This is a genomic window from Actinoplanes sp. L3-i22, assembly GCF_019704555.1.
Lineage (GTDB): Bacteria > Actinomycetota > Actinomycetes > Mycobacteriales > Micromonosporaceae > Actinoplanes.
Genome location: NZ_AP024745.1, coordinates 6,435,678 through 6,456,356, shown reverse-complemented (window position 1 = coordinate 6,456,356; position 20,679 = coordinate 6,435,678). Strand labels below are relative to the sequence as shown.

Below are 20,679 nucleotides of genomic sequence, written 5' to 3'. Positions count from 1 at the left end.
ACCAGTCCTAGGGTGTTCGTGTGCAGACCGACGACGCCGAGCTGATGACCGTGGGACTGGTGCTGACCCCGGATCCCGAGATCGATGACGAGGCGGCGGACCGGCTGACCCGCCGGCTCGTCGCGGAGATCTCCGAGCTCGACGTGGACCGGATCGAACGGGTCGGCCCCGGTGAACTCCCGTCGGGTGCCAAAGCCGCCGACCCGGTGACGATCGGGGCGATCATCGTGGCGCTCGGCGCCTCCGGCGGCGTGTTCACCGCGATGATCGAGACGATCCGGAGCTGGATCGAGCGCCAGTCCGGCCGCCATCGGATCGCGATCACCATCGACGGTGACAGCATCGAGCTGGACCGGGCGTCGGACGAGGAACGGCGGCGGATCGTCGAGGCGTTCCTGCGACGGCACACCGGCGGGGGACAGGACTGAGTCCGTGGGCCGCCGATTGGCACTGTTGGTCGCCACCTACGAGTATCAGGACGCCGGTCTCCGGCGGCTGACCGCGCCCGCGCACGATGCGGAAGCGCTCGCCGAGGTGCTGCAGGATCCGGCGATCGCCGGATTCGAGGTGACCACCCTGATCAACGAGCCGTATTCGCGGGTGGGCCGGGCAATCAGCGATCTCTATCGGGACCGGCGGCGCGACGATCTGACCCTGTTGTACTTCACCGGCCACGGCCTCAAGGACGACGCGGGCAAGCTCTACCTCGCGATGACCGACACCAGGCGCGACGGCCTGATGTTCAGCGGTCTGTCGGCCGAGCACATCGATCAGACGATGGACGCGGCGGTCTCGCACCAGCAGGTGCTGGTCCTCGACTGTTGTTACAGCGGGTCCTATCCGGCCGGCCGAGGGGTGAAGGGCGACGACGCGGTCCACACCCTGAGCCGGTTGAGTGGCCGCGGGCGCGTGGTCCTCACCTCGTCGGATGCCACGCAGTACGCCTTCGAGGACGACCAGGTGAGTGGCTCGGCGAGTCAGTCGGTGTTCACCAGATTCTTCGTCGACGGTATCCGGGACGGCAGCGCTGATGCCGACGGGGACGGCGAGATCGCCCTCGACGAGCTGTACGCGTTCGTCCACGACAACGTCGTCAGGGTCATGCCGCAGCAGCGTCCGAAGAAGAAGGAGGACATCTCCGGACGCATTTTCGTCGCCCGGAATGTCCACTGGGCCTTGCCGGAGTACGTGCGGGCCGGCTTGAACAGCCCGATCGTCGACTATCGGCACGTTGCCCTGCGCGATCTGATGCGCTTGCACTCGACGGGTAACGATGTTGTTCGAGGCATCGTCCTGGACGAGATTCGTGGTCTCGCGAAGGACGACAGCAAATCGGTCTGTGCGGTTGCGGACCAGTTTCTTTCGGACCTGACGCCGCGATCGGAAACTCCACCGGAGCCCGCACCTCCGAACCAGGGTTGGGCAGGCGGATTCACCAGATACTCGGTGGGCCACCCCGGCCGGACAGCGCTGGCTCGCGCGGTGCCGGGCCCGGCGGATTGGAGTCGCCGTGATGCCGTCCTCGACGGAGCTGAGATCCAGGATGCCCAGGGGGTCGCGCGGCTGGACCTGCGCGCGGCCAGTTTGCGCGGGCACGCGCATCGTCATGAAGGCGGAGTCCGTCAGGACGACTATGCGTTCCGTCGCACCGACGACGGTCGCTATCTGGTTGTCACGGTCTCCGACGGCGTGAGCACTGGCCGGTTTTCCCACCTCGCCGCCACACTGGTTGCTCGCCGGGGTTGCGAGCTGATGGCTTCCGGGCTCGCCTCGGGATCAGCGGAGGACCTGGACTGGACCGCTTTGACATATCAGCTGGGCGAGGAGATCCGGGCGCTCGCGGGGAGCTACCTCCACGCGCCGGCGGGCGGACGGCCGTTCGACCGTCGTGCTGTTGCTTCACACATGGCCGCGACGGCGTACTTCGGCGTGATCGATCTTGTTCCTTCAGCCGACGGCTACTCGCTGTACCACTGCGGATTCGGTGACTCCGCCGCGTGGCTCCTGCGTCAGAACGGGAACTGGGAGTCGTTGAGTGTGCTCAGGAACGTGGATGAGATCCCTACGAGGCCGATCCCGGTACTACCGCTGGAACCGGAATCGGGGATCTGGCCGACCAGGGACACCTTGCGGCCCGGTGAAGTGCTGGTACTGATGACCGACGGCCTCGGCGGACCGTTGCTCGCCGCTTCCGGTCCCGTCGGAACGTTTCTTTCCGAGGTGTGGCGGGAACCGCCGGAACCGCTGGCGTTCGCGGCGCAGCTCGACTTCGCGAAACGGGGCTACATGGACGACCGGACTGCGGTGGCGATCTGGCCGAGTGCCGAGCGTCCGGAAGATCAGCGCAGGTAGCTGGTGATCAGCTCGACCAACTGGTCCTCCAGGCGTGCGGGGTCGACCGGGTCCGGCGCGGCCATCAGTGTGTGGGTGACGATCTCGACCGTGGTCACGATGATGCGGATCGCCGTGTCCGGGTCGGTCAGGCGGGCCTCCGGGAACGCCGCTACGAGCGTCCGCAACTCGGCCGACCGTTTCCGGTCGTACCGGGAAATCTTGGTTTTCAGATCTTCGGAGAGCGGCGCCTCCTCCACCATCATCCGCAACAACCGCGGGTCGATCCGGTGGTGGTCGACGGCCTGGCGGACGAACTGCCGGACCGCCCCGGTCAGGTCCAGTCCGGTGGGGTCCGGCGGCGGCGCGCTGTCGTCGATGTGCTGGACGAGCAACTCGGCCAGGATCGCGTCCTTGTTGGGGAAGTACTGGTAGAGCGACCCGATCGACACGCCCGCCCGCTCGGCGATCCGGTTGGTGGTCCCGCCCTGGTATCCGGACTCGACGAAAACGTGAGCAGCCGCCGCCAGGATCCGCTCCCGGGTGAGCTCCGCCCGCACCTGTCGCGGCCTGCGACGAGGCTCGTTGCGCTGCGGCATCCAGACCCCCGGAAAGCGAGTACCAAAAAGTTGAATTCTTGCTCACAATAGTGTCATGAGCTGGGAATACTCAAGTCTGACGACGGTTGCCGAGATCGAGGCGGCGGTCGGCCGGCCGAGTTCGCTGATCGACCTGAAGCAGATCGACCGCCTCGACGACGGCTGCGTCACGGTGCTGGCGAACTCGCCGATCGCCGGCTTCGGCTATCTGGACGCCCACGGCGATCGCCAGGCCACCTTCGTCAGCGGAAAGCCGGCGGTCCACAGCCCCCGGCACCTCTCCGTGGACGTCGCCGAGGAGATCACCGGCGGCGTCTCGTTCGTCTTCCTGCTGCCCGGGGTCGGCGAGACCCTCCGGCTCAACGGAACGGCCGCCGGCCGGGACAACGGGCGGCTGCGCGTCGACGTCGACGAGGCCTACGTCCACTGCGCCCGGTGCATCATGCGCTCCCAGCTCTGGCAACCACCGGCCAGAGCCGCCCGGCGGGCACCCCAGGACCTGATCGGAAACGGTCCACTGGACGGGCCTGGCGTCCGCGACTTCCTTGCCGCCATGCCGTTCTTCGTGGTCACCTCGGGCGACGCCGAGGGCGGCAGCGACACCAGCCCCCGCGGCGACCGCCCCGGTTTCGTCCGGATTCTCGACGCGGAGACCATCGCCATCCCGGACCGCAAGGGCAACCGGCGCGCCGACACCCTGCGCAACCTCCTGCAGGACGATCGCATCGCGCTCGCCGCCCTGCGCCCCGGCCGCGATCAGATTCTGCGCCTGCGCGGCACGGCCACGATCACCGACGACCCGGGGCTGCTCGCGACGATGGCCCTGCGCGGGATGCCGCCGCACGCCGCGCTGCTGATCCGGGTCGAGGCGGCCGAGGTGTCGGCGAGCCCCGCGGTCGCGGCCGCGCGCCTCTGGCAGGTGTCCACGCACGTCGCCGGCCACGCCGTACCGGATCTGAATGTCCTGGCCGCGCGGCATGCCGCGGCCAATGCCGCCCGCGCGGGCAACCGCCCCCTGCGCCTTTTGTCGAAAGCCCTGACCCTCCTGGCCCGCCCGATGAGCCGGGTGCTCGGCGCCGAGCTCCGCTCGCAGATCCGCAAGGAGGGCTACGACCAGGGCTCCGGCCGCGCCGCGACCGCATCCCGGGAGATGACGATCGCCGACGTACGACCGGAGACCCCGGACGCGGTGACGATCGTGCTCGTCGACACCACCGATCCGGGCCGCCCGATCGACTTCCGTCCGGGCCAGTTCTTCACCGTGGTCACCGAGATCGACGGCCGGCCGGTCCGGCGCGCCTACTCGGCGTCCTCGGCCCCGGGCGCGGACCGCCTGGAGATCACCGTCAAGCGGACCGCCGGCGGTCTCTTCTCGACCCACGCCACCGAGGTGCTACGCCCGGGCGACCGGCTGACGGTCCGCGGCCCGTCCGGGACGTTCCGGCCGGGCCCCGGCGGTGACCTGGTCCTGGTCGCGGCCGGCAGCGGCGTCACCCCGATGATGAGCGTCATCCGCAGCGCGCTGGCCGTGCCGGGCGACAGCCGGCTGGCCCTGCTCTGCGGCAACCGGGACGAGACGAGTGTCCTGTTCGCCGCCGAACTCGACCGCCTCCGGCGCGAGCACCCGGTGCGGCTGTCGGTGATGCACCGGCTGACCCGCCCCGGCCCGGAGTGGACCGGCGGCCGCGGCCGCCTCGACCCCGATGCGGTTCAGGCCTGGCTCGACACGACCACGGCCGGGCCGCGCGACCACTACCTCCTGTGTGGGCCCGAGCCGGTGATGCGGACCGTCCACGACGTGCTGACCGGACGCGGGGTGCCGGCCGACCGGATCCACCGGGAGAGCTACACCAGCGCGGCGGACACTCCGGCGGGCCCGGCGACCGGCCCGCACCGGATGACCGTCGAGGACGACGGCCACCCGGTCGCGGCGGTGACGGTCCGGCCCGGCGAGACGCTGCTGTCGGCCGGGCTGGCCGCGGGGGTGCCGATGCCGTACTCGTGCACGGTCGGCAACTGCGGGGAATGCGTGGTGCGGCTGCGCGCCGGCTCGGTCGTGATGGGCGAGCCGAACTGCCTGACCCCGGCCCAGCGAGCCGACGGCTACGTCCTGACCTGCGTCGGCCGACCGACCTCGGCGGTCACCGCCGACATCGCCGACCCGGCCTGAGATCAGGCAACGCCGACCCCGGCCTGAGGATCAGGCCGCGACGCCGCGGACGGTGGTGGTTCGGCCGACCTGGCCGCGGCCGCGCCGGGCGAAGCCGCGGGGCGCCGGTCCCCGGCTCGGGGTCCGGACGGTGAACGCGTCCTCGGTGGGCGCGCCGGGCCGGGTGCGGTTGATCGTGCGGCGCAGGCTCGGATGCCGGCTCTCCCACGCCTCCCGGACCCGGGACGGCAGGTGCAGGTCCCGCCAGACCCGGCGCAGCATCGCCGGGTTGATCAGGTCCTCGACCTCGCCGCAGCCGGCCGCCTCGCACAGCACCTGTTCGTAGGCGTGCCGGAGCTGGGCGGGATCCTCGAGGTCGTACCGGCGGCGGCTGGCGTGCCCGCAGGCCATGTGATGCGGGACCTCGAGGACGCCGAGGCTGCTTCCGTGAAGGTCGTCGATCCGGTCAGGGACGGCTGGAGCCCGGTGCGCGGCGCTGCGATTCTTGCGCCCGTCACGGGTGGCGACGTACGACATGTCCTCAGGTTAGGTCGCCCGGGGGCCGCCTTCGCCGATGTCGCGACCAGCGGTGACGAGGTTCTGCCGGAGTGCCGGATGGTCCTGCTGAGGTGCGCGGGACGGCTCCGGTCACAGCTGCGACGCGCCGCCGTCGACGGCCAGCTCGGCGCCGGTGGTGAAGGTCGCGTCGAAGGCCAGGAACGCCGCGGCCCGGGCCACCTCGTCCGGCTCGCCCATCCGCCGCATCGGGTTGGCCGCGGTGTACTCGTCGATCATCCGCCCGGCCACCTCGGCCGGCAGCGAGCGCTGCAGGATGCCGGTGTCGATCGGCCCGGGGCTGACCGCGTTCACCCGGATCCGGCGGGGCAGCAGCTCCCGGCCCAGGGTGCGGGCCAGTGAGCGCAGCGCCGCCTTGCTCGCCGAGTAGACGCTCAGGTCGGCCGGCCCGGACTCGTTCACGATCGAGGTGGTCAGCACCACGCCCGCGCCCGGCGCCAGCAGCGGGGACAGGCTCTGCACGGTGAAGTACGGGGCCCGGGTGTTGCCGTCCATCACCCGGTCGTACTCCGCCTCGGTGACCTGCTCGAACGGGCCGGCCCCGGCGACCCCGGCGTTGACGAACAGCCCGTCGACCGGGCCCAGCTCCGCGCGCACCCGCTCGGCCAGGCCGGCCCGGTCGGCGGCCACCGTCGCGTCGCTGCGGACGGTCAGCACGCCGTGCTTGTCGCGCGCGGCGGCCAGCGCCTCCGCGGACCGCCCGGTGACCAGCACCCGGGCGCCCTCGGCGCTGAGCAGGGCGGCGATCGCCAGGCCGATGCCACTGGTGCCGCCCGCGACGACGGCGGTCTTCCCGGCGTACGAAATCATGGTTTTGCTCCTCGGGTTTGATGGTCTGTCCGTGTGTCTCCGGGGACGTCTCCATCCAACGGCCGGCGCCGCCGCCGCGTCCAAGACCTGGTTCGCACGTCGTCATGCGCTCCGGGCATGGGTACGCTGGCCAGGTGCGCGTGCCTGGTTCCGAGCTCGATCTGCGGCTGGTCGGCTACTTCACGGTCGTCGCCGAGCACGGCAACTTCGGGCGGGCCGCCGCGGCGCTGCACGTCGCGCAGCCGTCGCTGAGCCGGCAGATCCAGCGCCTCGAGGAGCATCTGGGCGTGCGGCTGCTGGAGCGCACCCCGCAGGGCAGCCGGCTCACCGACGCCGGCCGGGCGTTCCTGCCGCAGGCGCGGGAGCTGCTCGGCGCCGCGCAGCGGGCGACCGTCGCGGCCCGCGAGGCCGCCGCGCCGCGCGAGCTGACCATCGGATACCTCGGCAACCTGGTGATCACCCCGGCCGTGTCGGTGCTGCGCCGGCGGCACCCCGACGCCCGGATCCGGACCCGGCACCTGCGCTGCACCGACGGCCGGGCGCTGCCCGAGCGCCGGGTCGACACGGTGGTCCTCTACACGCCGATCCCGTTCGCCACCGAGCATCTGCGGGTCACCGAGCTGTACGCGGAGCGGCGCGTCGCCGTCCTGCCGGCCGGCCACCGGCTGGCCGGCAAGGAGTCGATCACGATCGGCGACCTGACCGGCGAGGCGTTCCCGACCTGTGCGGCGGCGAGCAGCGCGTGGAACGGGTTCGCCCGGCTCGAACCGCGGGCGGGCGGCGTCGCCGTGCTGGACGCGCCCGCCGTCTACGAGTCGTTCGAGGACACTCTGGAGCTGGTCGCGGCCGGGGAGTCGGTGCTGGTGGTGCCGGCCGGGGATCACCGGCCGGCGGCCCATCCGCACCTGGCGACGGTGCCGCTGGCCGACGCCGAGCCGACCCACGTGGTGGTCGCGTCCCGGAACTCGGACACCAACCCGCTGCTGACCGAGTTCCTGGCGGTGGCGGCGGCGACCCTCACCGCCGCCTGAGGTCAGATCGGGCCGGTGACGGACGACTCGACGTAGGCGCGCTTGGCCGGGGCGTCGCGGGCCGAGCGCAGGTACCGGGTCCAGGCCCGATGCTCGTGGGCGACCGCGCCGAACTCCCACACGCACATCACGCCCCGGTGCGGGGTCTGTCCCATCAGGCCGAAGCCGGTGTCCTCGCGGTCGTCCCGGGCGTAGATCGTCTCCCACATCTCGTTGTTCCCCCGCCACGTGCACACCAGCAGCAGGTGAACGTGCTCGCCGGACAGGTGGTGGATGACGAACCCCAGGTCCCCGGCGATCGGCAGCCGCCCGGCGGTGACCTCGGCGGCGACGAACGCGCGCGCCGCCGCGGAGTCGACGACCTGGTCGGCGCGGCACAGGCCGTACCACTTGAGGATCGTGCCCGGCAGCACGAGCGGTTCGCCGGCGGAGATCTGCTTGGTCACGTGCCGGTAGTCGTCGTCGACGACGTTGCCGGCCGCGGCGAGCTGCTCATCGGTGATCGTCATGCCCGGGTGAACTCCATGATCCAGTTGGACTCCCAGGTCAGGCCGCCGTCCGCGGAGAACTCCTGCTCCCACCGGGCCGAGGCAGGCGTGATGTGCGACCAGATGAAGTGCGCCCGGATCGGCTTGCCCTCGTGCGTGTCGTCGCCGTAGAAGTCGCCGCGACCGTCCGCGAACGACCCGACGACCGGCGGGAACAGCACCCCGGACCGGTCGTTGGCCCAGTACAGCGACCACTGGGCGTGGTCCACGTCGTACAGGCGGAGGGTGAAGCCCCGGGTGCCGAGCGTCGGGAAGATGATCTCGTCGGTGTTGCCGCCGCCGTCGAAGAACGGCCGGCAGACGCTGGTGCCGGGGAAGGTCTGCCAGTCGTCGCTGCCGGCGAACAGCGTGCTGAGGCGCCGGTTGACGACGGTCCAGGAGCCGATGAAGAAGTCGAAGTCGTTCACGGGGAAGATCGTCGCGGGCTACCCCTGACATCTTCTGTCAGGGGGCTGGCAGACTCTGTGGAGTGCGTGCCAGTCGACTGCTGTCCCTGCTGATGCTGCTGCAGAACCGGGGGCGGATGAGCGCCACCCAGCTGGCCGCCGAGCTCGGCGTCAGCGTCCGGACGATCTACCGGGACGTGGAGGCGCTCGCGGCGGCGGGCGTGCCGGTCTACGCCGAGCAGGGGCCGGCCGGGGGATATCAGCTGCTCGACGGCTACCGGACCCGGCTGACCGGGCTGACCGCCGACGAGGCCGAGTCGCTGTTCCTGACCGGGCTGTCCCAGCCGGCCGCCGAGCTGGGCCTGGGCGCGCAGCTGGCGGCGGCCGAGCTGAAGCTGACGGCGGCACTGCCGACGCCGTACCGGGAGGCCTCGACCCGGATCCGGCAACGGTTCCACCTGGACACGCCGGGCTGGTACCGGGAGCCGGACGCGGTGCCGCACCTGCTCGCCGTGGCCGAGGCGCTCTGGCAGGACCGGTCGGTCGAGGTGCGCTACCGCCGCTGGTCCCCGGAGCCGGGCGAGGTGACCCGGCGGCTGGACCCGCTGGGCCTGATCCTCAAGGCCGGCGTCTGGTACCTGGTCGCCGCCGGGCGGGGCGGGCCGCGGACGTACCGGGTCTCGTCGATCGTGTCGCTGACCGCCCTGCCCGACGTTTTCCTCCGGCCCGACGGCTTCGACCTGGCCGGGTTCTGGCGGGAGCATGTCGACCGCTACGAGCGGACCGACACCGGCGAGGTCGCGGTCGTCCGGCTGACCGCCGACGGGGTCCGGGCGCTGCCCGGCGTGCTCGGGCCGAAGGCCGCCCGGCTGGCCCTGGCCACCCTGGAACCGGACGAGCCGGACGGCCGGCAGCGGGTCACCATTCCGATGGAGAGCGTCCCGCACACGGCCGGCCTGCTGCTCCGGCTCGGCGCGGAGGCACAGGTCGTCGCACCCCCGGACCTGGTCACCTACCTCACCGACCACGTCCGCGCGATGGCCCGCCTCTACCCGGCGTGATCACCGGGGGCAGGCCGGTGAGCGCACCTCCGATAGCGTGAGCGATCGTGGCATCAGTCGGCAGCGCAGGGCCCGGGGGTCAGGACCGCATCGCGGCCTGGCCCGGACGTATCGTCACGATCGCCGGGGCCTGGGTGTTGCTCAGCTTCCCGCTGCGCGCGTTCCACTGGACCTGGACGGTCGACTACGCGTTCGGGCTGGTGAACGTCCCGGCCTCGCCGAACCTGTTCATCGCCGCGGTGCTGCTGCTGATGGGCAGCGCGCTGCGCCGCCGGCTGCGGGCCGCGTTCCTGCTGCTGTTCGTCTACCAGATCCTGGCGACGCTGGTGGACGCGGCGATCGCGGCGATCGGGATCGCGTACTGGAACGAGCCGGCGAAGGCCGATCTCGACCTGTCCCGGACCGAGCTGATCGTGACGATCGCCGCGGCCCCGATCGGGGTCGTGGTGACCGTGCTGCTGTGGCGGGCGCGCAAGGCGTTCCCGGCCCGGCTGGCGCATGCCTCCCGCCGTACGGCGATGGCGGTCCTGATCGGCGGCCTGGCCGCCGCCTGGGCCGTCGCGTTCGCCTGGACCTGGGTCTTCCCGGACACCCTGCGCGGGGTGCGGGAGCGGGTCGCCTGGGCGAACCACTCGGCGCTCGGGCTGAGCGCGGCCGGCGACAACGCCGGGCTGCACGGGCACCACGGGCATCACTGGCTGTCGGTGGCCGCGTCGACGCTGTCGGCGCTGGTGCTGCTCGGCGCGGTCAGCGTGTTCCTGCGCTCGGCGCGGGCCAAGCAGTACCTGGGCGCCGAGTCCGAGGTGCGGCTGCGCCGGCTGGTGCTGGCCGACGGCGAGCGGGACTCGCTGGGCTACTTCGCGACCCGGCGGGACAAGTCGGTGATCTTCTCGCCGGACGGGCGGGCCGCGATCACCTACCGGGTGGTCGCCTCGGTGAGCCTGGCCAGCGCGGATCCGATCGGGCACGTCGGCTCGTGGCCGGCGGCGATCCAGGAGTGGCGGGCCGAGGCGCGCCGGCACGGCTGGTTCCCGGCGGTGCTGTCGGCGAGTGAGGCGGGGGCGAACGCGTACGTCGAAGCCGGTCTGAAAGCCCTGAGCATCGGCGACGAGGCGATCCTGGAGGTCGGCGGCTTCCACCTGGCCGGGCCGGCGATGCGCCCGGTCCGGCGGGCGGTGACGCGGGTCCGCAACGCCGGCTACACGTGTTCGGTCCGGCGGCAGGGCGCGATCGGCGCGGCGGAGCTGGCCGAGTTGGACGGGCTGGCCGCGGCCTGGCGCGGGGACGGCTCGGAGCGGGGCTTCTCGATGGCGCTGGGCCGGTTCGGCGACCCGGCGGACGAGCGGTGCGTGGTGGTGACCGCGCACGATCCGGCCGGGGTGGTCCGGGGCGTACTGACGTTCGTGCCGTGGGGGGTGCGCGGGCTGTCGCTGGATCTGATGCGCGCGGACCGGCAGGCGGAGAACGGGCTGACCGAGTTCATGGTGGCGGCGTTGATCGAGGCGGGGCCGGATCTGGGCGTACGCCATATCTCTCTGAATTTCGCGATGTTCCGGTCGGTCTTCAGCTCGGCGGACATGGTCGGCGCCGGCCCGGTCACCCGGATGACCGACGCGGTGCTGTCGGTCGCGTCCCGGTTCTGGCAGCTGGAGTCGCTGTACCGGGCGAACGCCAAGTACCGGCCGGCCTGGGTGCCGCGGTTCCTCTGCTACGACTCGTCGCTGACGCTGAGCCGCGCGGTGCTGGCCGCCGGGATCGCCGAGGGGTTCCTGCCGTCGCTGGCCCCGCCCGCGCCCGACCCGGCGAGCGAACTGGTCGGCGAGGTGCCGTTCCTGGACGCGGTCCGGGCCCAGGAGCAGGAGTTGCTGCGTCCGGTGCGCCCGCAGCGGCGGCTGAGCCAGCAGCAACGCGCCCGGCTGGCGAAGCGGGACCGGCTGGCCGAGCCGTACCCGGTGGCGGTGCCGCGCACGGCGACACTGGCCGAGGTCCGGGCCGCGCACCCGGGGCTGGCGCCGGACGCGCGGACCGGCGCGGTCGTCTCGGTCACCGGCCGGGTCCGGGCGCTGCGCGATCTCGGCGGCGTCCGGTTCGCCGTCCTGCAGGAGGGCGACGCCACCCTGCAGGTGATGCTGACCGGCAAGGACACCCCGGAGCCGGAGCGCGACCGGTGGCGGCGGACCGTCGACCTCGGCGACCACGTCAGCGTCACCGGCGAGATCGTCACCTCCCGGCGCGGTGAGCTGTCGGTGCTGGCCGCGACCTGGGTGATGGCCGCCAAGTGCCTGCGGCCGCTGCCGGACGCGCACGCCGGCTTCACCGATCCGGAGGCCCGGGTCAGCCAGCGTCACCTGGACCTGCTGGTCAACCCGGACGCGATGCGGGTGCTGCGGCATCGCAGCGCCGCGGTGCGGGCGCTGCGCGAGGCGTTCTCCGTGCGCGGTTTCGCCGAGGTCGAGACCCCGATGCTGCAGGCCGTGCACGGCGGCGCGACCGCGCGCCCGTTCCGGACCCACATCAACGCCTACGACATGGAGCTGTACCTGCGGATCGCGCCGGAGCTGTACCTGAAGCGGCTCTGCGTGGCGGGGATGGAGAAGGTGTTCGAGCTCAACCGGAACTTCCGCAACGAGGGCGTGGACGCCACCCACAACCCCGAGTTCACCTCGCTCGAGGCGTACCAGGCCTACGCCGACTACACCACGATGCGGGAGCTGACCCGGGAGCTGATCCTGGAGGTCGCGACCGCGGTGCACGGCCGTCCGGTGGCGATCCGGCCGGAGGGCCCGGTCGACCTGAGCGCGCCCTGGCCGGTGGTGACCGTGCACGACGCGGTCAGTCGCGCGACTGACTCAGATGTGACTTCACAGACCCCGATTGCTTCGGTACGGGAGGTCTGCGCCCGCCACAACGTCCACGCCCCGGCCGACGCCACCGCCGGCGAGCTGGTCCTGGAGTTGTACGACGCGCTGGTCGAGAAGCAGACCACGTACCCGACGTTCTACACCGACTTCCCGCTGGAGACGTCCCCGCTGACCCGGACCCACCGCGACGATCCGCGGCTGGCCGAACGCTGGGACCTGGTCGCCTTCGGGATGGAGCTGGGCACGGCGTACTCGGAGCTGATCGACCCGGTCGAGCAGCGCGACCGGCTCACCGCCCAGTCCCTGCGGGCGGCCGCCGGCGACCCCGAGGCGATGCAGCTCGACGAGGCGTTCCTGACCGCGCTGGACTTCGCGATGCCCCCGACCGGCGGCCTGGGTCTCGGCGTCGACCGCCTGGTCATGCTGCTGACCGGCACCCCGATCCGGGCCACCCTGGCCTTCCCGTTCCACCGCCCGGCCCCCACCCCGCACTGATCGACGATCACCCGTTCGTTCGATCCCGATCGATCCCTGGCGTCGCTAGCGTCCTCGATGGCGGGTCGCCCATCCCGCGGCGCGGCCCCTCTCGCATCAACGGGGAGTGATTCCATGTTCCGACGTTGCATCGCCGCCCTCGCGGTGGCGATCACCGCGGCGGTCGTCGTCGTGCCGGCCGGCCCGGCGCAGGCCACCGCCGGTGACGGCTGGTCCCGCATCATCAACGACCACAGCAACCTGGCCCTGCAGGGCCGCACCGACGAGTACGGCGTGACCATCCTGCAGACCTTCTTCGACCCGATCAGCATCATCCAGCAGCCCAGCCCGCGCCAGGACTGGCTGATGCAGACCGAGGGCTCGTACGTCCGGTTCCGCAACGCCGCCACCGCCGGGTGGATGGCGATGAGCGTGAACAGCTCGGTCGCCGGGACGAGCCAGCCGGTCAACCAGATCACCAACCAGGTCGGCAACACCGAGCAGCTCTGGATCAAGACGCCGGCCGGCAGCCAGCTCTACACCTACACGCTGAAGAACGTGAAGACCGGCAAGTGCCTGGCCATCCCGGGCAGCTCCAAGGACGCCGGGACGCACGCGATCGTCTGGCCGTGCATCGCGGGTCTCCAAGACCAGATGTGGGTCATCCACGACAACAACTGAGGCGGCCGCTACCCGGTGTGGGTGCCGACGTCCCGGACCCGGTGCGCCGGGACGCCGGCCGAGGCGAGCCGGTCGGCGATGGCCTGCTGCGGGTGGTCGAGGAAGACCGCGACCTGGTGCTCGTCGCCGAGGTGGCAGGCGGCGGCCAGGGTGCCGAGGTTGATCGGGTCCAGCTCGCCGACCTCGATCAGGTCCACCACCAGGCGCAACGGCCGGGTGTGCCGGATCGCGTGGACCAGCGTGCGCTGCAGGTCGACCGCGTCGGTGTCGTCCAGGCTGCCGTGCGGCCGGATGACGAGGGTGCCGTCCGGGCTGGTGCCGATGTCGACCGTCGTGGCGGTCATCCGTCAAACCTTTCGTCACCTGACGTTTTCCGATTCGTCAGGCTACGGGTCCGGTGCCACCGGGTCGATCCGGTGTGGAGAAAGTTCATCAGGTAACGGAGCGGTCACCTGTTCGAACCAACCGGTGGCGCCGGTACGTGATCATGGGCGACGGTATTCCGGCGATCGGATCGAGGTTCACCATGACGGGCATCGGGGCTTTCCGGGACGCCGCGGCGGCGTCCGGCATCCCGGCGGACGAGGTGGCGGCCTGGCTCGGCGTCGCGCGGGTCTGCGTGCAACTGGACGCGCGAGCCGGGTCCGGGCCGGTCGCCGGCCGGATCGGCGGGCTGCCCGCGCTGCCGCCGGAGCTGCCCTGGCCGGTGAGCCGGGACGGGCGGGCGCTGCCGTTCGTCGCCGCGATCCACTGCGCGGCGGTGCCCCGCGACGGCGTCGACGTGGTCGTCCCCGAGTCCGGCACGTTGCTGTTCTTCCTGGACTACGAGCGGACGTTCTGGGCGGTGGGCGACGGCCACGCGGAGCGGGACAACATGCGGGTGCTGCACGTGCCCGACGGTGCGGGGGAGACGCCGGTGCCGCTGGGGGACGACGGGGCGGCGGTCGTGACCGCGTACCCAAGGAATGATCTTTTTCCGTCGGTCCGGCTGAGCGTGCCCGACGAGCTGGACGAGGACGAGGACTTCCAGCGGCGGGTCCCGCACTGGAGTGAGCTGGGCGCGCTCGCCGAGCGGCAGTGGACCGAGGTGAGCTGGCCGGACCGGGAGACGATGATCATTGGCGGGCACGGCTTCGAGGCGCAGTACTCGGCGGAGTCGACGGTGGCCGCCGAGCTCTACGGTGAGTCGGCCGGCGACGACCGGGAGGCCGAGGTGCTGCGGGACTGGCGCCCGCTGGCCCAGTTCGGCCTGCCCGACCCGATGCACGAGTACGTCAACGCCCGCTTCATGATCGCCCGGGCCGACCTGGCCGAGTGCCGCTTCGACCGGGTCGTCTCCAGCGCCGAGTTCACCGAATAATCGCCCGCCCGGTGAGTTCCGGCGGGCGCGCGGATCCACACCGGCGAAGGGGGCGATGCGGTGGAATTCGAGGAGGCGGCCGGGCCGCTGCGGCGTGAGATCCTCGCGCACTGCTACCGGATGCTCGGCTCGGCGGCGGATGCCGAGGACGCGGTCCAGGAGACGTTCCTGCGCGCGTGGCGCGGCTTCGAGCGCTTCCAGGGGCGCTCCTCGGTGCGGACCTGGCTGCACCAGATCGCCACGAACGCCTGCCTGCGCCTGCTGGAGCAGCGCGGGCGCCGGACCCTGCCGGCCGGCCTGGGCGACGCCGAGCCGGACTGGCGGCCGCGGGCCCGCCCGGCCCCGGCCGAGACGCTCTGGGTGGGTCCGCTGCCGCTCGATCCGGCCGAGGTGGCCGGCGTGCGGGAGAGCGTCCGGCTGGCGTTCATCGCCGCCCTGCAGCACCTGCCGCCGCGGCAGCGGGCCGTGCTGATCCTGCGCGACGTCGCCGACATGCCGGCCGACGAGGTGGCCACCGCGCTGGGCACCACCACGATCGCGGTCAACAGCGCCCTGCTGCGGGCCCGGGACCGGCTGTCCCGCGCCGACCTCGACCCGCACGAGATCACCGAGCAGGACAACCCCGAGATCAAAACCCGATTGCGACGGTACGTCGAAGCCTGGTCCCGTGCCGACGTCGCCGCCCTGGCCACGGTCCTCCGCGAGGACGTCACCCTGGAGATGCCCCCGCACGCCACCTGGTTCGCCGGCCGCGCGCCGGTGCTCGGCTTCCTCGCCGCCCACGTGCTGAGCGAGCCCGGCCGCTTCACGGTCCGGGTGCCGCCCCGGCTCGCCAACGGCCTGCCCACCCTCGGCCTGTACACCGGCGCTCTCGTCCCGCACGCGGTGCAGGTCCTGGAGCCGGCGGCCGGCGGCATCCGGCGGATCCACATCTTCCTGCAGCCGGAGTTGTTCGGAATGTTCGGCCTGCCGGTGAGTCCGGCGGACCAGCCGGATCTGCACAGCTGACAACCGACAGCTGTGGAGGATTGCGATGACGACACTGGCAGGAAAGACGATGGTGGTGGTCGGCGGCACGCGTGGCCTCGGACTCGGCGTCACCCGGGCGGCCCGGGACGCCGGCGCCCGGGTGACCGTCGTCGCCCGGCACCTGACCGGCGAGGGCGAGCAGGGCGACGCCACCGACGAGACCTTCGCCGCGAAGGTGCTCGCCGGGGTCCGGCCCGACCTGCTGGTGATCACCGCGGGCGCGCCGCCGGTGATGCGCCCGCTCACCGAGCACACCTGGGAAAGCTTCTCGGTGAACCTGCACGCGGATGTGCGGATCGCGTTCACCTGGCTGCGCGAGGCGCTGCGCCTGCCGCTCGGTCCGGACGCCCGGGCGATCGTCTTCGGCAGCGCCGCCGAGCTGCGCGGGTCCCCGCTCAGCGGCAGCTATGCCGGGGCGAAGGCGACGGTGCGGCTGACCACGGCGTACGCGGCCGCGCAGGGGCTGGTGGCGACGACCCTGCTGCCGGGCATGACCCCGGGCACGACCGTCGGGGAGACCGGGATCGAGGCGTACGCGGCGAGCTCCGGCATCACCGCGGCCGAGTTCCGGGCCCGGCTGGCCGGCGTACCGGACCCGGCGGCGATCGGCGCGGCCGTCCTCGCCCTGGCGACGCTGCCCGCCGCCGAGCTGGCCGCCGCCTACCGGCTGGACGGCGGCGAGCTGGTCAGTATTCCGGCGTAGCCCGGACCCCGGCCTGCACGGTGAGCGTCCCGGCCGCGGTGTCGATGGTCGCGCGGCTGCCGAGCGGCACGGTCAGCTGCCCGTTGCCGTGTCCGATCCGCAGCCCGCCGAGCACCGGGACGCCCAGGCCGCCCAGGCGGTCCTGCACCGCCTGGGCGGCGGTCCACTGGCCGGCCGACCCGGTCGCGTTGGTGAACTGGCCGACCGCCACCCCGGCGATCCGCCGCAGCGCCCCGGAGCGGATCAGGTGGGTCAGCATCCGGTCGTAGCTGTACGGCCCCTCGTCGGTGTCCTCGAACACCAGGATCGCCCCGCGCAGATCCGGCAGGTCCGGGGTGTGCACGCTGGCCTGCAGCATGGTCAGGTTCCCGCCGAGCAGCGTCCCGGTCGCGGTCCCGGGCACCGACACCGCGGCGCTCGGCTCGGCCGGGTCGCTGGTCAGCACGATCGGCTCGGCGGTCATCACGGCCCGGCGCAGCGACTCGATCTCGGCCGGCCCGGTCCGCGAGTCGGTCCAGTTCACCATCGGCCCGTAGAAGCTGACCAGGCCGGCCGCGGTCCACAGCCGCCCGCTGAGCACGGTCAGGTCGCTGAACCCGACGAAGACCCGCGGATCCCGGCGCACCGCGGCCAGGTCCAGCCCGTCGATGATCCGCTGGGTGCCGTAGCCGCCCCGGGCGGCGAAGACGCCGCGGATGCCGGGGTCGCGGAAGGCCGCGTTGAGGTCGGCGAGCCGGTCCGCGTCGGTGCCGGCCAGGTAGCCGAACCGGTCGTAGAGGTGCGCGCCGGTCTCCACCACCAGCCCGAAGCTTTCCAGGATCTGGATGCCACGGGCCAGCCGCGTGTCGGGCACCCCGGCCGGCGCGACCACCCGGACCCGGTCACCGGGCCGGAGCGCGCACGGCCGGACCACCGAGCGCCCGCCGGCCAGGGCGGGCGTCGCGGTCGCGGCCGCGACTCCGGCACCAGCCACAACCATGAAGGTACGGCGTGAGATCGTCACCCGCCGAACGTTGCCCGCCCCCGCCCAGCCCGTCAAGAACATCGGCGAAATCAGCGATGATCGTCAATCAATTCGCCGCCGCCGGGACCGACGGGCCGGACAGTTCGACGCCACGCCGAGAAAACCTCTGACGTACGGACTAGACTTTGTCACCAGGAGCGGCTAGTGTTCCTGGTGTTGACAGAGCAGTTCGCGGAACACGCAGACGAAGACCGAGCGTTACGCAGGGCCCGGAAGGTTTCGTGGCTCGCTCGGCACCGCGGTGGACACGGATGTCACCGCCCGCAGCATCAGCACGACAAGACCTTGACGTCATTCCAGGTCAGGGCAGGTAGGGCCGTCGCACGTGCACGGGGCCATGAGGTTGGCGTGGGGTTCCGGCACCGGCGGGCAACAGATCAAGTGCCACAGAGGTTTTGGAAGCAGAGGAAAGGGAGGGCTGAACACCGTTGGATCGCCCGCTCTCAGGAGTCAGTTCCGATCCTGGGCGGACACCGCAGTTTCCATCGAACGAAAGGTGGTCTCCGGTCACGCTTACGCGATCCCCGCGTCGTCATGTCGCCCTCGGCGACAGATGCGGATACGTCAAACCGACGAACCCGTCGGCAGATGGTGTTTTTATCCCGTAACCCTGGGCCCCGGCGCTTCCGCGCCGGGGCCCTCGTCATGGAGTGATGCGTATATGGCCCAACCCGACGACATGTTCGGTGACGACGACTACCCCGCCTACACGATGGGCCGCGCCGCGGAGATCATCGGTGGTTCGCCGGACTTCCTGCGGCGGCTCGACGAGGCGAAACTGTTCACCCCCTTCCGATCGGCCGGCGGCCACCGCCGGTACTCCCGCTACCAGCTGCGGCTGGCGGCGCGGGCCCGGGAGATGGTCGACCAGGGCACCGCTCTGGAGGCCGCCGTCCGGATCATCATCCTGGAGGACCAGCTGGCCGAGGCCCTCCGGCAGAACGAGAGCCATCAGCGCCAGCAGCAGGCCGGTGCCTGACACGATCGTCCACGGTCCTTCTCCACCCCGAGAAGGACCGTTCGTCGTCCTCTACCCTGATGTCGCCTTCGAACACGTCGCGAGCGGGGATCCATGTCGGATGCTGTCATCACCAACGCCGTCACCACGGACACGGTCGACGCGGGTGATCATGCGTGCCTGACGTTCACCGACGGTGAGGAACGGCTGGACCTGATCGCGGCGTTCGTGCGGGACGGCCTCCGGGCCGGGTGCAAGGTGGTCTGCTGGACCGACGCGATCACCCCGGAACGCCTGGCCGGGCAGCTGACCACCCGGTCGGTGCGGCTGGGCGCGGCGCTGCGCCGGGGCCAGTTGCGCCTGGCCCCGATGACCGGCGCGCTGCTCGGCGAGGACGCGGACAGCGCCGGGGCGATGGTCGACGTGCTGGCCGCCGAGCTGGACACCGCGACCCGGGAGGGCTACCCGGGGCTGCGGGTGACCGCGGACATGGCCTGGGCGACCCGGCCGATGGCGGCGGCCGAGGAGCTGATCGCGTTCGAGACCGGGGTCGCCGAGCTGTTCGCCGACGGCCGGCTCTGCCTGATCTGTCAGTACGACCGGGACCGGTTCGACGCGGTCACCCTGGCGTTCGCCGCGAAGGCGCACCCGAAGACGGTCGCCGCGCAGGTGTACTTCGAGCACGCGCTGCTGCGGGTCTGCCGGCAGTACAGTCCGCCCGGGATCCGGCTGGCCGGTCAGATCGACTACCAGCACCGCGACATCCTGGAACAGGCCCTGGCCGAGTCGCTGCGGCTGGACCGGAACCCGCACGTCAACCTGGCCGGCCTGGACTACCTGGACGGCGCCTGCGCCACCGTGATCGTCGCCGCCGCGGTCCGGCTGCCGGCCTCCCGGCGGATGACGGTGACCTGTCGCCGGCGGGTCGCCACGGTGCTGGACGCGATCGGCGGGACTGAAGCGCCCCGGCTTCGGGTACGCCTGTGTCCGTGACCAGTCCGGAGCCGCCCCCGTACGGCCCGGCCGGCCCGGCGCTCCCGGTGTTCGAGGTCGACCAGCCCTTCACCGGCGACGGTCTGTACGAGCTGCGCGAGACCCTGGGCGCCCACGCCGACCGGCTCGGCGCCGACGAGGACCAGATCGACCACCTGCTGATCGTGGCGAGCGAGCTGGCCACCAACGCCGTGCGGCACGGCGGCGGGGGCGGCCGGATCCGCCTCTGGCAGCGCGACGACGCGCTGTTCTGCCAGGTCAGTGACGACGGCCCGGGCATCGTCGGCGGCTCGGCCGGGCACGTCCGGCCCAGCCCGACCGCCGGTGACGGCGGGCGCGGCCTGTGGATCTGCCGGCACCTGACCGCCGAGCTGTCCATCGAGACCGGCCCGGACGGCACGACGGTGACCGCCGCCATCCCCGGCCGGCCGTACCGGTAGCCGTACCCGGGCAATCGGATTTTGATCTCAAGTCGGGGCCGGCGGCAGGAAGCGGCGGCTGTGCTCCTGGATGCCCGCGACCAGGTCGATCGCGCCGTCGGAGAGCACCCACTGCAGCTGCAGGCCGTCGCTGACCGCGACGAACTCGCGGGCCAGCGCGGTGCAGTCGGTCCCGGCCGGCAGGCTCGCCCGGTCGGTGCAGCGTTCGAGGATCGCGGCGAGCCCGTCGACCGCGGCCCGGTAGCGATCGGCCAGCGCCGCGTGCGCCGGGCTCGACGGGTCCGCGGCCTCCGCGGCGGCCAGGACGTTCAGCTGGATCAACCCCGGCTGGTCGAGGAACCGGGCCATCGTCCGGGCCCGGTGCGCGAGCACGTCGGCGAGCGACGGCGCCGGGCCGAGCTCGTCCCACCAGGTCGCCGTCGCCTCGATCCGGTGCTCGGCGACCGCCAGCAGCAGGTGCCGCTTCGACGGGAAGTGGTGCAGCAGGCCGCCCTCGGTGATCTCGGCGGCCGCGGCGATCTGGGCGAGCGAGGTGCGGTGGTAGCCGCGCTCGGCGAACTGGGCGACGGCCGCCTCGACGATGCGCTCGCGGCGGCGGCGGCCGGTGGGATAGCTCCCGGTCCTGGTACGTGGCACGGCGTCATCCTACGAACGCGCCATGGGCA

21 protein-coding genes are annotated in these 20,679 nt (G+C 72.2%); 13 read left to right on the top strand and 8 right to left on the bottom strand.

The features are described 5' to 3' along the window. Positions 1 to 20: 20 nt before the first annotated feature. On the top strand, positions 21 to 428 hold the full coding sequence (locus tag L3i22_RS29130) for a hypothetical protein (RefSeq protein ID WP_221320720.1): 408 nt from the start codon (positions 21 to 23) through the stop codon (positions 426 to 428). Next, positions 334 to 2,352, top strand: a complete 2,019-nt coding sequence (locus tag L3i22_RS29125; RefSeq protein WP_370644256.1) for a caspase family protein — start codon at positions 334 to 336, stop codon at positions 2,350 to 2,352. The genes L3i22_RS29130 and L3i22_RS29125 overlap by 95 nt, the downstream gene beginning before the upstream one ends. On the opposite strand, the gene L3i22_RS29120 is transcribed toward L3i22_RS29125, so the two are convergent. Beyond that, positions 2,340 to 2,891 carry a TetR/AcrR family transcriptional regulator gene (locus tag L3i22_RS29120; protein WP_255657238.1) on the bottom strand — a complete coding sequence of 184 codons (552 nt, stop codon included), beginning with the start codon at positions 2,889 to 2,891 and terminating at the stop codon, positions 2,340 to 2,342. The two genes, L3i22_RS29125 and L3i22_RS29120, sit on opposite strands and share 13 nt — an antisense overlap. Positions 2,892 to 2,985: 94 nt before the next feature. Here L3i22_RS29120 and L3i22_RS29115 point away from each other — a divergent pair, with 94 nt between their 5' ends. Continuing rightward, a complete protein-coding gene (locus tag L3i22_RS29115) occupies positions 2,986 to 5,100 on the top strand; it encodes a 2Fe-2S iron-sulfur cluster-binding protein (protein WP_221320717.1) in 2,115 nt (704 codons plus the stop codon). 30 nt (positions 5,101 to 5,130) lie between these two features. On the opposite strand, the gene L3i22_RS29110 is transcribed toward L3i22_RS29115, so the two are convergent. Then, positions 5,131 to 5,616: a hypothetical protein gene (locus tag L3i22_RS29110; RefSeq protein WP_221320716.1), complete on the bottom strand. Its 486-nt coding sequence runs from the start codon at positions 5,614 to 5,616 to the stop codon at positions 5,131 to 5,133. A gap of 111 nt (positions 5,617 to 5,727) precedes the next feature. After that, positions 5,728 to 6,465: an SDR family oxidoreductase gene (locus L3i22_RS29105; RefSeq protein WP_221320715.1), complete on the bottom strand. Its 738-nt coding sequence runs from the start codon at positions 6,463 to 6,465 to the stop codon at positions 5,728 to 5,730. Between the two features lie 134 nt (positions 6,466 to 6,599). Between L3i22_RS29105 and L3i22_RS29100 the strand changes: the two genes are divergently transcribed. After that, a complete protein-coding gene (locus L3i22_RS29100; protein WP_255657237.1) occupies positions 6,600 to 7,496 on the top strand; it encodes a LysR family transcriptional regulator in 897 nt (298 codons plus the stop codon). Between the two features lie 2 nt (positions 7,497 to 7,498). Here the strand turns inward: L3i22_RS29100 and L3i22_RS29095 are convergent, their stop codons facing one another. Further along, positions 7,499 to 8,005 carry a hypothetical protein gene (locus L3i22_RS29095; RefSeq protein ID WP_221320713.1) on the bottom strand — a complete coding sequence of 169 codons (507 nt, stop codon included), beginning with the start codon at positions 8,003 to 8,005 and terminating at the stop codon, positions 7,499 to 7,501. After that, entirely contained in the window at positions 8,002 to 8,451 is a 450-nt protein-coding gene (locus tag L3i22_RS29090) for a hypothetical protein (protein ID WP_221320712.1), read from the bottom strand. The genes L3i22_RS29095 and L3i22_RS29090 overlap by 4 nt, the downstream gene beginning before the upstream one ends. 62 nt (positions 8,452 to 8,513) lie before the next feature. On the opposite strand from L3i22_RS29090, the gene L3i22_RS29085 reads away from it, so the two are divergent. The 3 genes from L3i22_RS29085 (at position 8,514) to L3i22_RS29075 (ending at position 13,507) form a co-directional block, all read left to right on the top strand. After that, positions 8,514 to 9,491 (top strand): YafY family protein, encoded by a 978-nt coding sequence (locus tag L3i22_RS29085; protein WP_221320711.1) that lies wholly within the window; start codon positions 8,514 to 8,516, stop codon positions 9,489 to 9,491. Between the two features lie 47 nt (positions 9,492 to 9,538). Then, positions 9,539 to 12,847: a bifunctional lysylphosphatidylglycerol synthetase/lysine--tRNA ligase LysX gene (gene lysX / locus L3i22_RS29080; RefSeq protein WP_221320710.1), complete on the top strand. Its 3,309-nt coding sequence runs from the start codon at positions 9,539 to 9,541 to the stop codon at positions 12,845 to 12,847. Between the two features lie 114 nt (positions 12,848 to 12,961). Continuing rightward, positions 12,962 to 13,507 carry an RICIN domain-containing protein gene (locus L3i22_RS29075; protein WP_221320709.1) on the top strand — a complete coding sequence of 182 codons (546 nt, stop codon included), beginning with the start codon at positions 12,962 to 12,964 and terminating at the stop codon, positions 13,505 to 13,507. Positions 13,508 to 13,515: 8 nt separating this feature from the next. On the opposite strand, the gene L3i22_RS29070 is transcribed toward L3i22_RS29075, so the two are convergent. Further along, on the bottom strand, positions 13,516 to 13,851 hold the full coding sequence (locus tag L3i22_RS29070) for an STAS domain-containing protein (protein ID WP_221320708.1): 336 nt from the start codon (positions 13,849 to 13,851) through the stop codon (positions 13,516 to 13,518). Between the two features lie 182 nt (positions 13,852 to 14,033). On the opposite strand from L3i22_RS29070, the gene L3i22_RS29065 reads away from it, so the two are divergent. The 3 genes from L3i22_RS29065 to L3i22_RS29055 are packed head-to-tail and all read left to right on the top strand — an operon-like array spanning position 14,034 to position 16,599. Next, positions 14,034 to 14,867: a DUF1963 domain-containing protein gene (locus L3i22_RS29065; RefSeq protein ID WP_221320707.1), complete on the top strand. Its 834-nt coding sequence runs from the start codon at positions 14,034 to 14,036 to the stop codon at positions 14,865 to 14,867. 33 nt (positions 14,868 to 14,900) lie between these two features. Further along, positions 14,901 to 15,875 (top strand): RNA polymerase subunit sigma-70, encoded by a 975-nt coding sequence (locus tag L3i22_RS29060; protein WP_221330213.1) that lies wholly within the window; start codon positions 14,901 to 14,903, stop codon positions 15,873 to 15,875. Between the two features lie 25 nt (positions 15,876 to 15,900). Continuing rightward, a complete protein-coding gene (locus L3i22_RS29055; protein ID WP_221320706.1) occupies positions 15,901 to 16,599 on the top strand; it encodes an SDR family oxidoreductase in 699 nt (232 codons plus the stop codon). Here L3i22_RS29055 and L3i22_RS29050 read toward each other — a convergent pair. Continuing rightward, positions 16,583 to 17,578 carry an LD-carboxypeptidase gene (locus L3i22_RS29050; RefSeq protein ID WP_221330212.1) on the bottom strand — a complete coding sequence of 332 codons (996 nt, stop codon included), beginning with the start codon at positions 17,576 to 17,578 and terminating at the stop codon, positions 16,583 to 16,585. The genes L3i22_RS29055 and L3i22_RS29050 overlap by 17 nt on opposite strands. Positions 17,579 to 18,284: 706 nt before the next feature. Between L3i22_RS29050 and L3i22_RS29045 the strand changes: the two genes are divergently transcribed. From L3i22_RS29045 to L3i22_RS29035, 3 genes are all read left to right on the top strand, one after another. Next, on the top strand, positions 18,285 to 18,602 hold the full coding sequence (locus tag L3i22_RS29045; protein WP_221320705.1) for a MerR family transcriptional regulator: 318 nt from the start codon (positions 18,285 to 18,287) through the stop codon (positions 18,600 to 18,602). A gap of 93 nt (positions 18,603 to 18,695) precedes the next feature. Then, positions 18,696 to 19,574 carry an MEDS domain-containing protein gene (locus L3i22_RS29040; protein WP_221320704.1) on the top strand — a complete coding sequence of 293 codons (879 nt, stop codon included), beginning with the start codon at positions 18,696 to 18,698 and terminating at the stop codon, positions 19,572 to 19,574. Further along, positions 19,571 to 20,014, top strand: coding sequence for an ATP-binding protein (locus tag L3i22_RS29035; RefSeq protein ID WP_221320703.1), 444 nt, complete (start codon positions 19,571 to 19,573; stop codon positions 20,012 to 20,014). Before L3i22_RS29040 ends, L3i22_RS29035 begins: the two co-directional genes overlap by 4 nt. Positions 20,015 to 20,041: 27 nt before the next feature. On the opposite strand, the gene L3i22_RS29030 is transcribed toward L3i22_RS29035, so the two are convergent. After that, positions 20,042 to 20,650 carry a TetR/AcrR family transcriptional regulator gene (locus L3i22_RS29030; RefSeq protein ID WP_221320702.1) on the bottom strand — a complete coding sequence of 203 codons (609 nt, stop codon included), beginning with the start codon at positions 20,648 to 20,650 and terminating at the stop codon, positions 20,042 to 20,044. Positions 20,651 to 20,679 lie beyond the last annotated feature (29 nt).

Excerpts from the sequence above, each read along its gene's own strand:
- L3i22_RS29105 (WP_221320715.1), bottom strand. The coding sequence starts at position 6,465 with ATGATTTCGTACGCCGGGAAGACCGCCGTCGTCGCGGGCGGCACCAGT.
- L3i22_RS29115 (WP_221320717.1), top strand. The coding sequence starts at position 2,986 with ATGAGCTGGGAATACTCAAGTCTGACGACGGTTGCCGAGATCGAGGCG.
- L3i22_RS29095 (WP_221320713.1), bottom strand. The coding sequence starts at position 8,005 with ATGACGATCACCGATGAGCAGCTCGCCGCGGCCGGCAACGTCGTCGAC.
- L3i22_RS29065 (WP_221320707.1), top strand. The coding sequence starts at position 14,034 with ATGACGGGCATCGGGGCTTTCCGGGACGCCGCGGCGGCGTCCGGCATC.
- L3i22_RS29055 (WP_221320706.1), top strand. The coding sequence starts at position 15,901 with ATGACGACACTGGCAGGAAAGACGATGGTGGTGGTCGGCGGCACGCGT.
- L3i22_RS29045 (WP_221320705.1), top strand. The coding sequence starts at position 18,285 with ATGGCCCAACCCGACGACATGTTCGGTGACGACGACTACCCCGCCTAC.
- L3i22_RS29075 (WP_221320709.1), top strand. The coding sequence starts at position 12,962 with ATGTTCCGACGTTGCATCGCCGCCCTCGCGGTGGCGATCACCGCGGCG.
- L3i22_RS29070 (WP_221320708.1), bottom strand. The coding sequence starts at position 13,851 with ATGACCGCCACGACGGTCGACATCGGCACCAGCCCGGACGGCACCCTC.
- L3i22_RS29040 (WP_221320704.1), top strand. The coding sequence starts at position 18,696 with ATGTCGGATGCTGTCATCACCAACGCCGTCACCACGGACACGGTCGAC.
- L3i22_RS29050 (WP_221330212.1), bottom strand. The coding sequence starts at position 17,578 with ATGGTTGTGGCTGGTGCCGGAGTCGCGGCCGCGACCGCGACGCCCGCC.
- L3i22_RS29110 (WP_221320716.1), bottom strand. The coding sequence starts at position 5,616 with ATGTCGTACGTCGCCACCCGTGACGGGCGCAAGAATCGCAGCGCCGCG.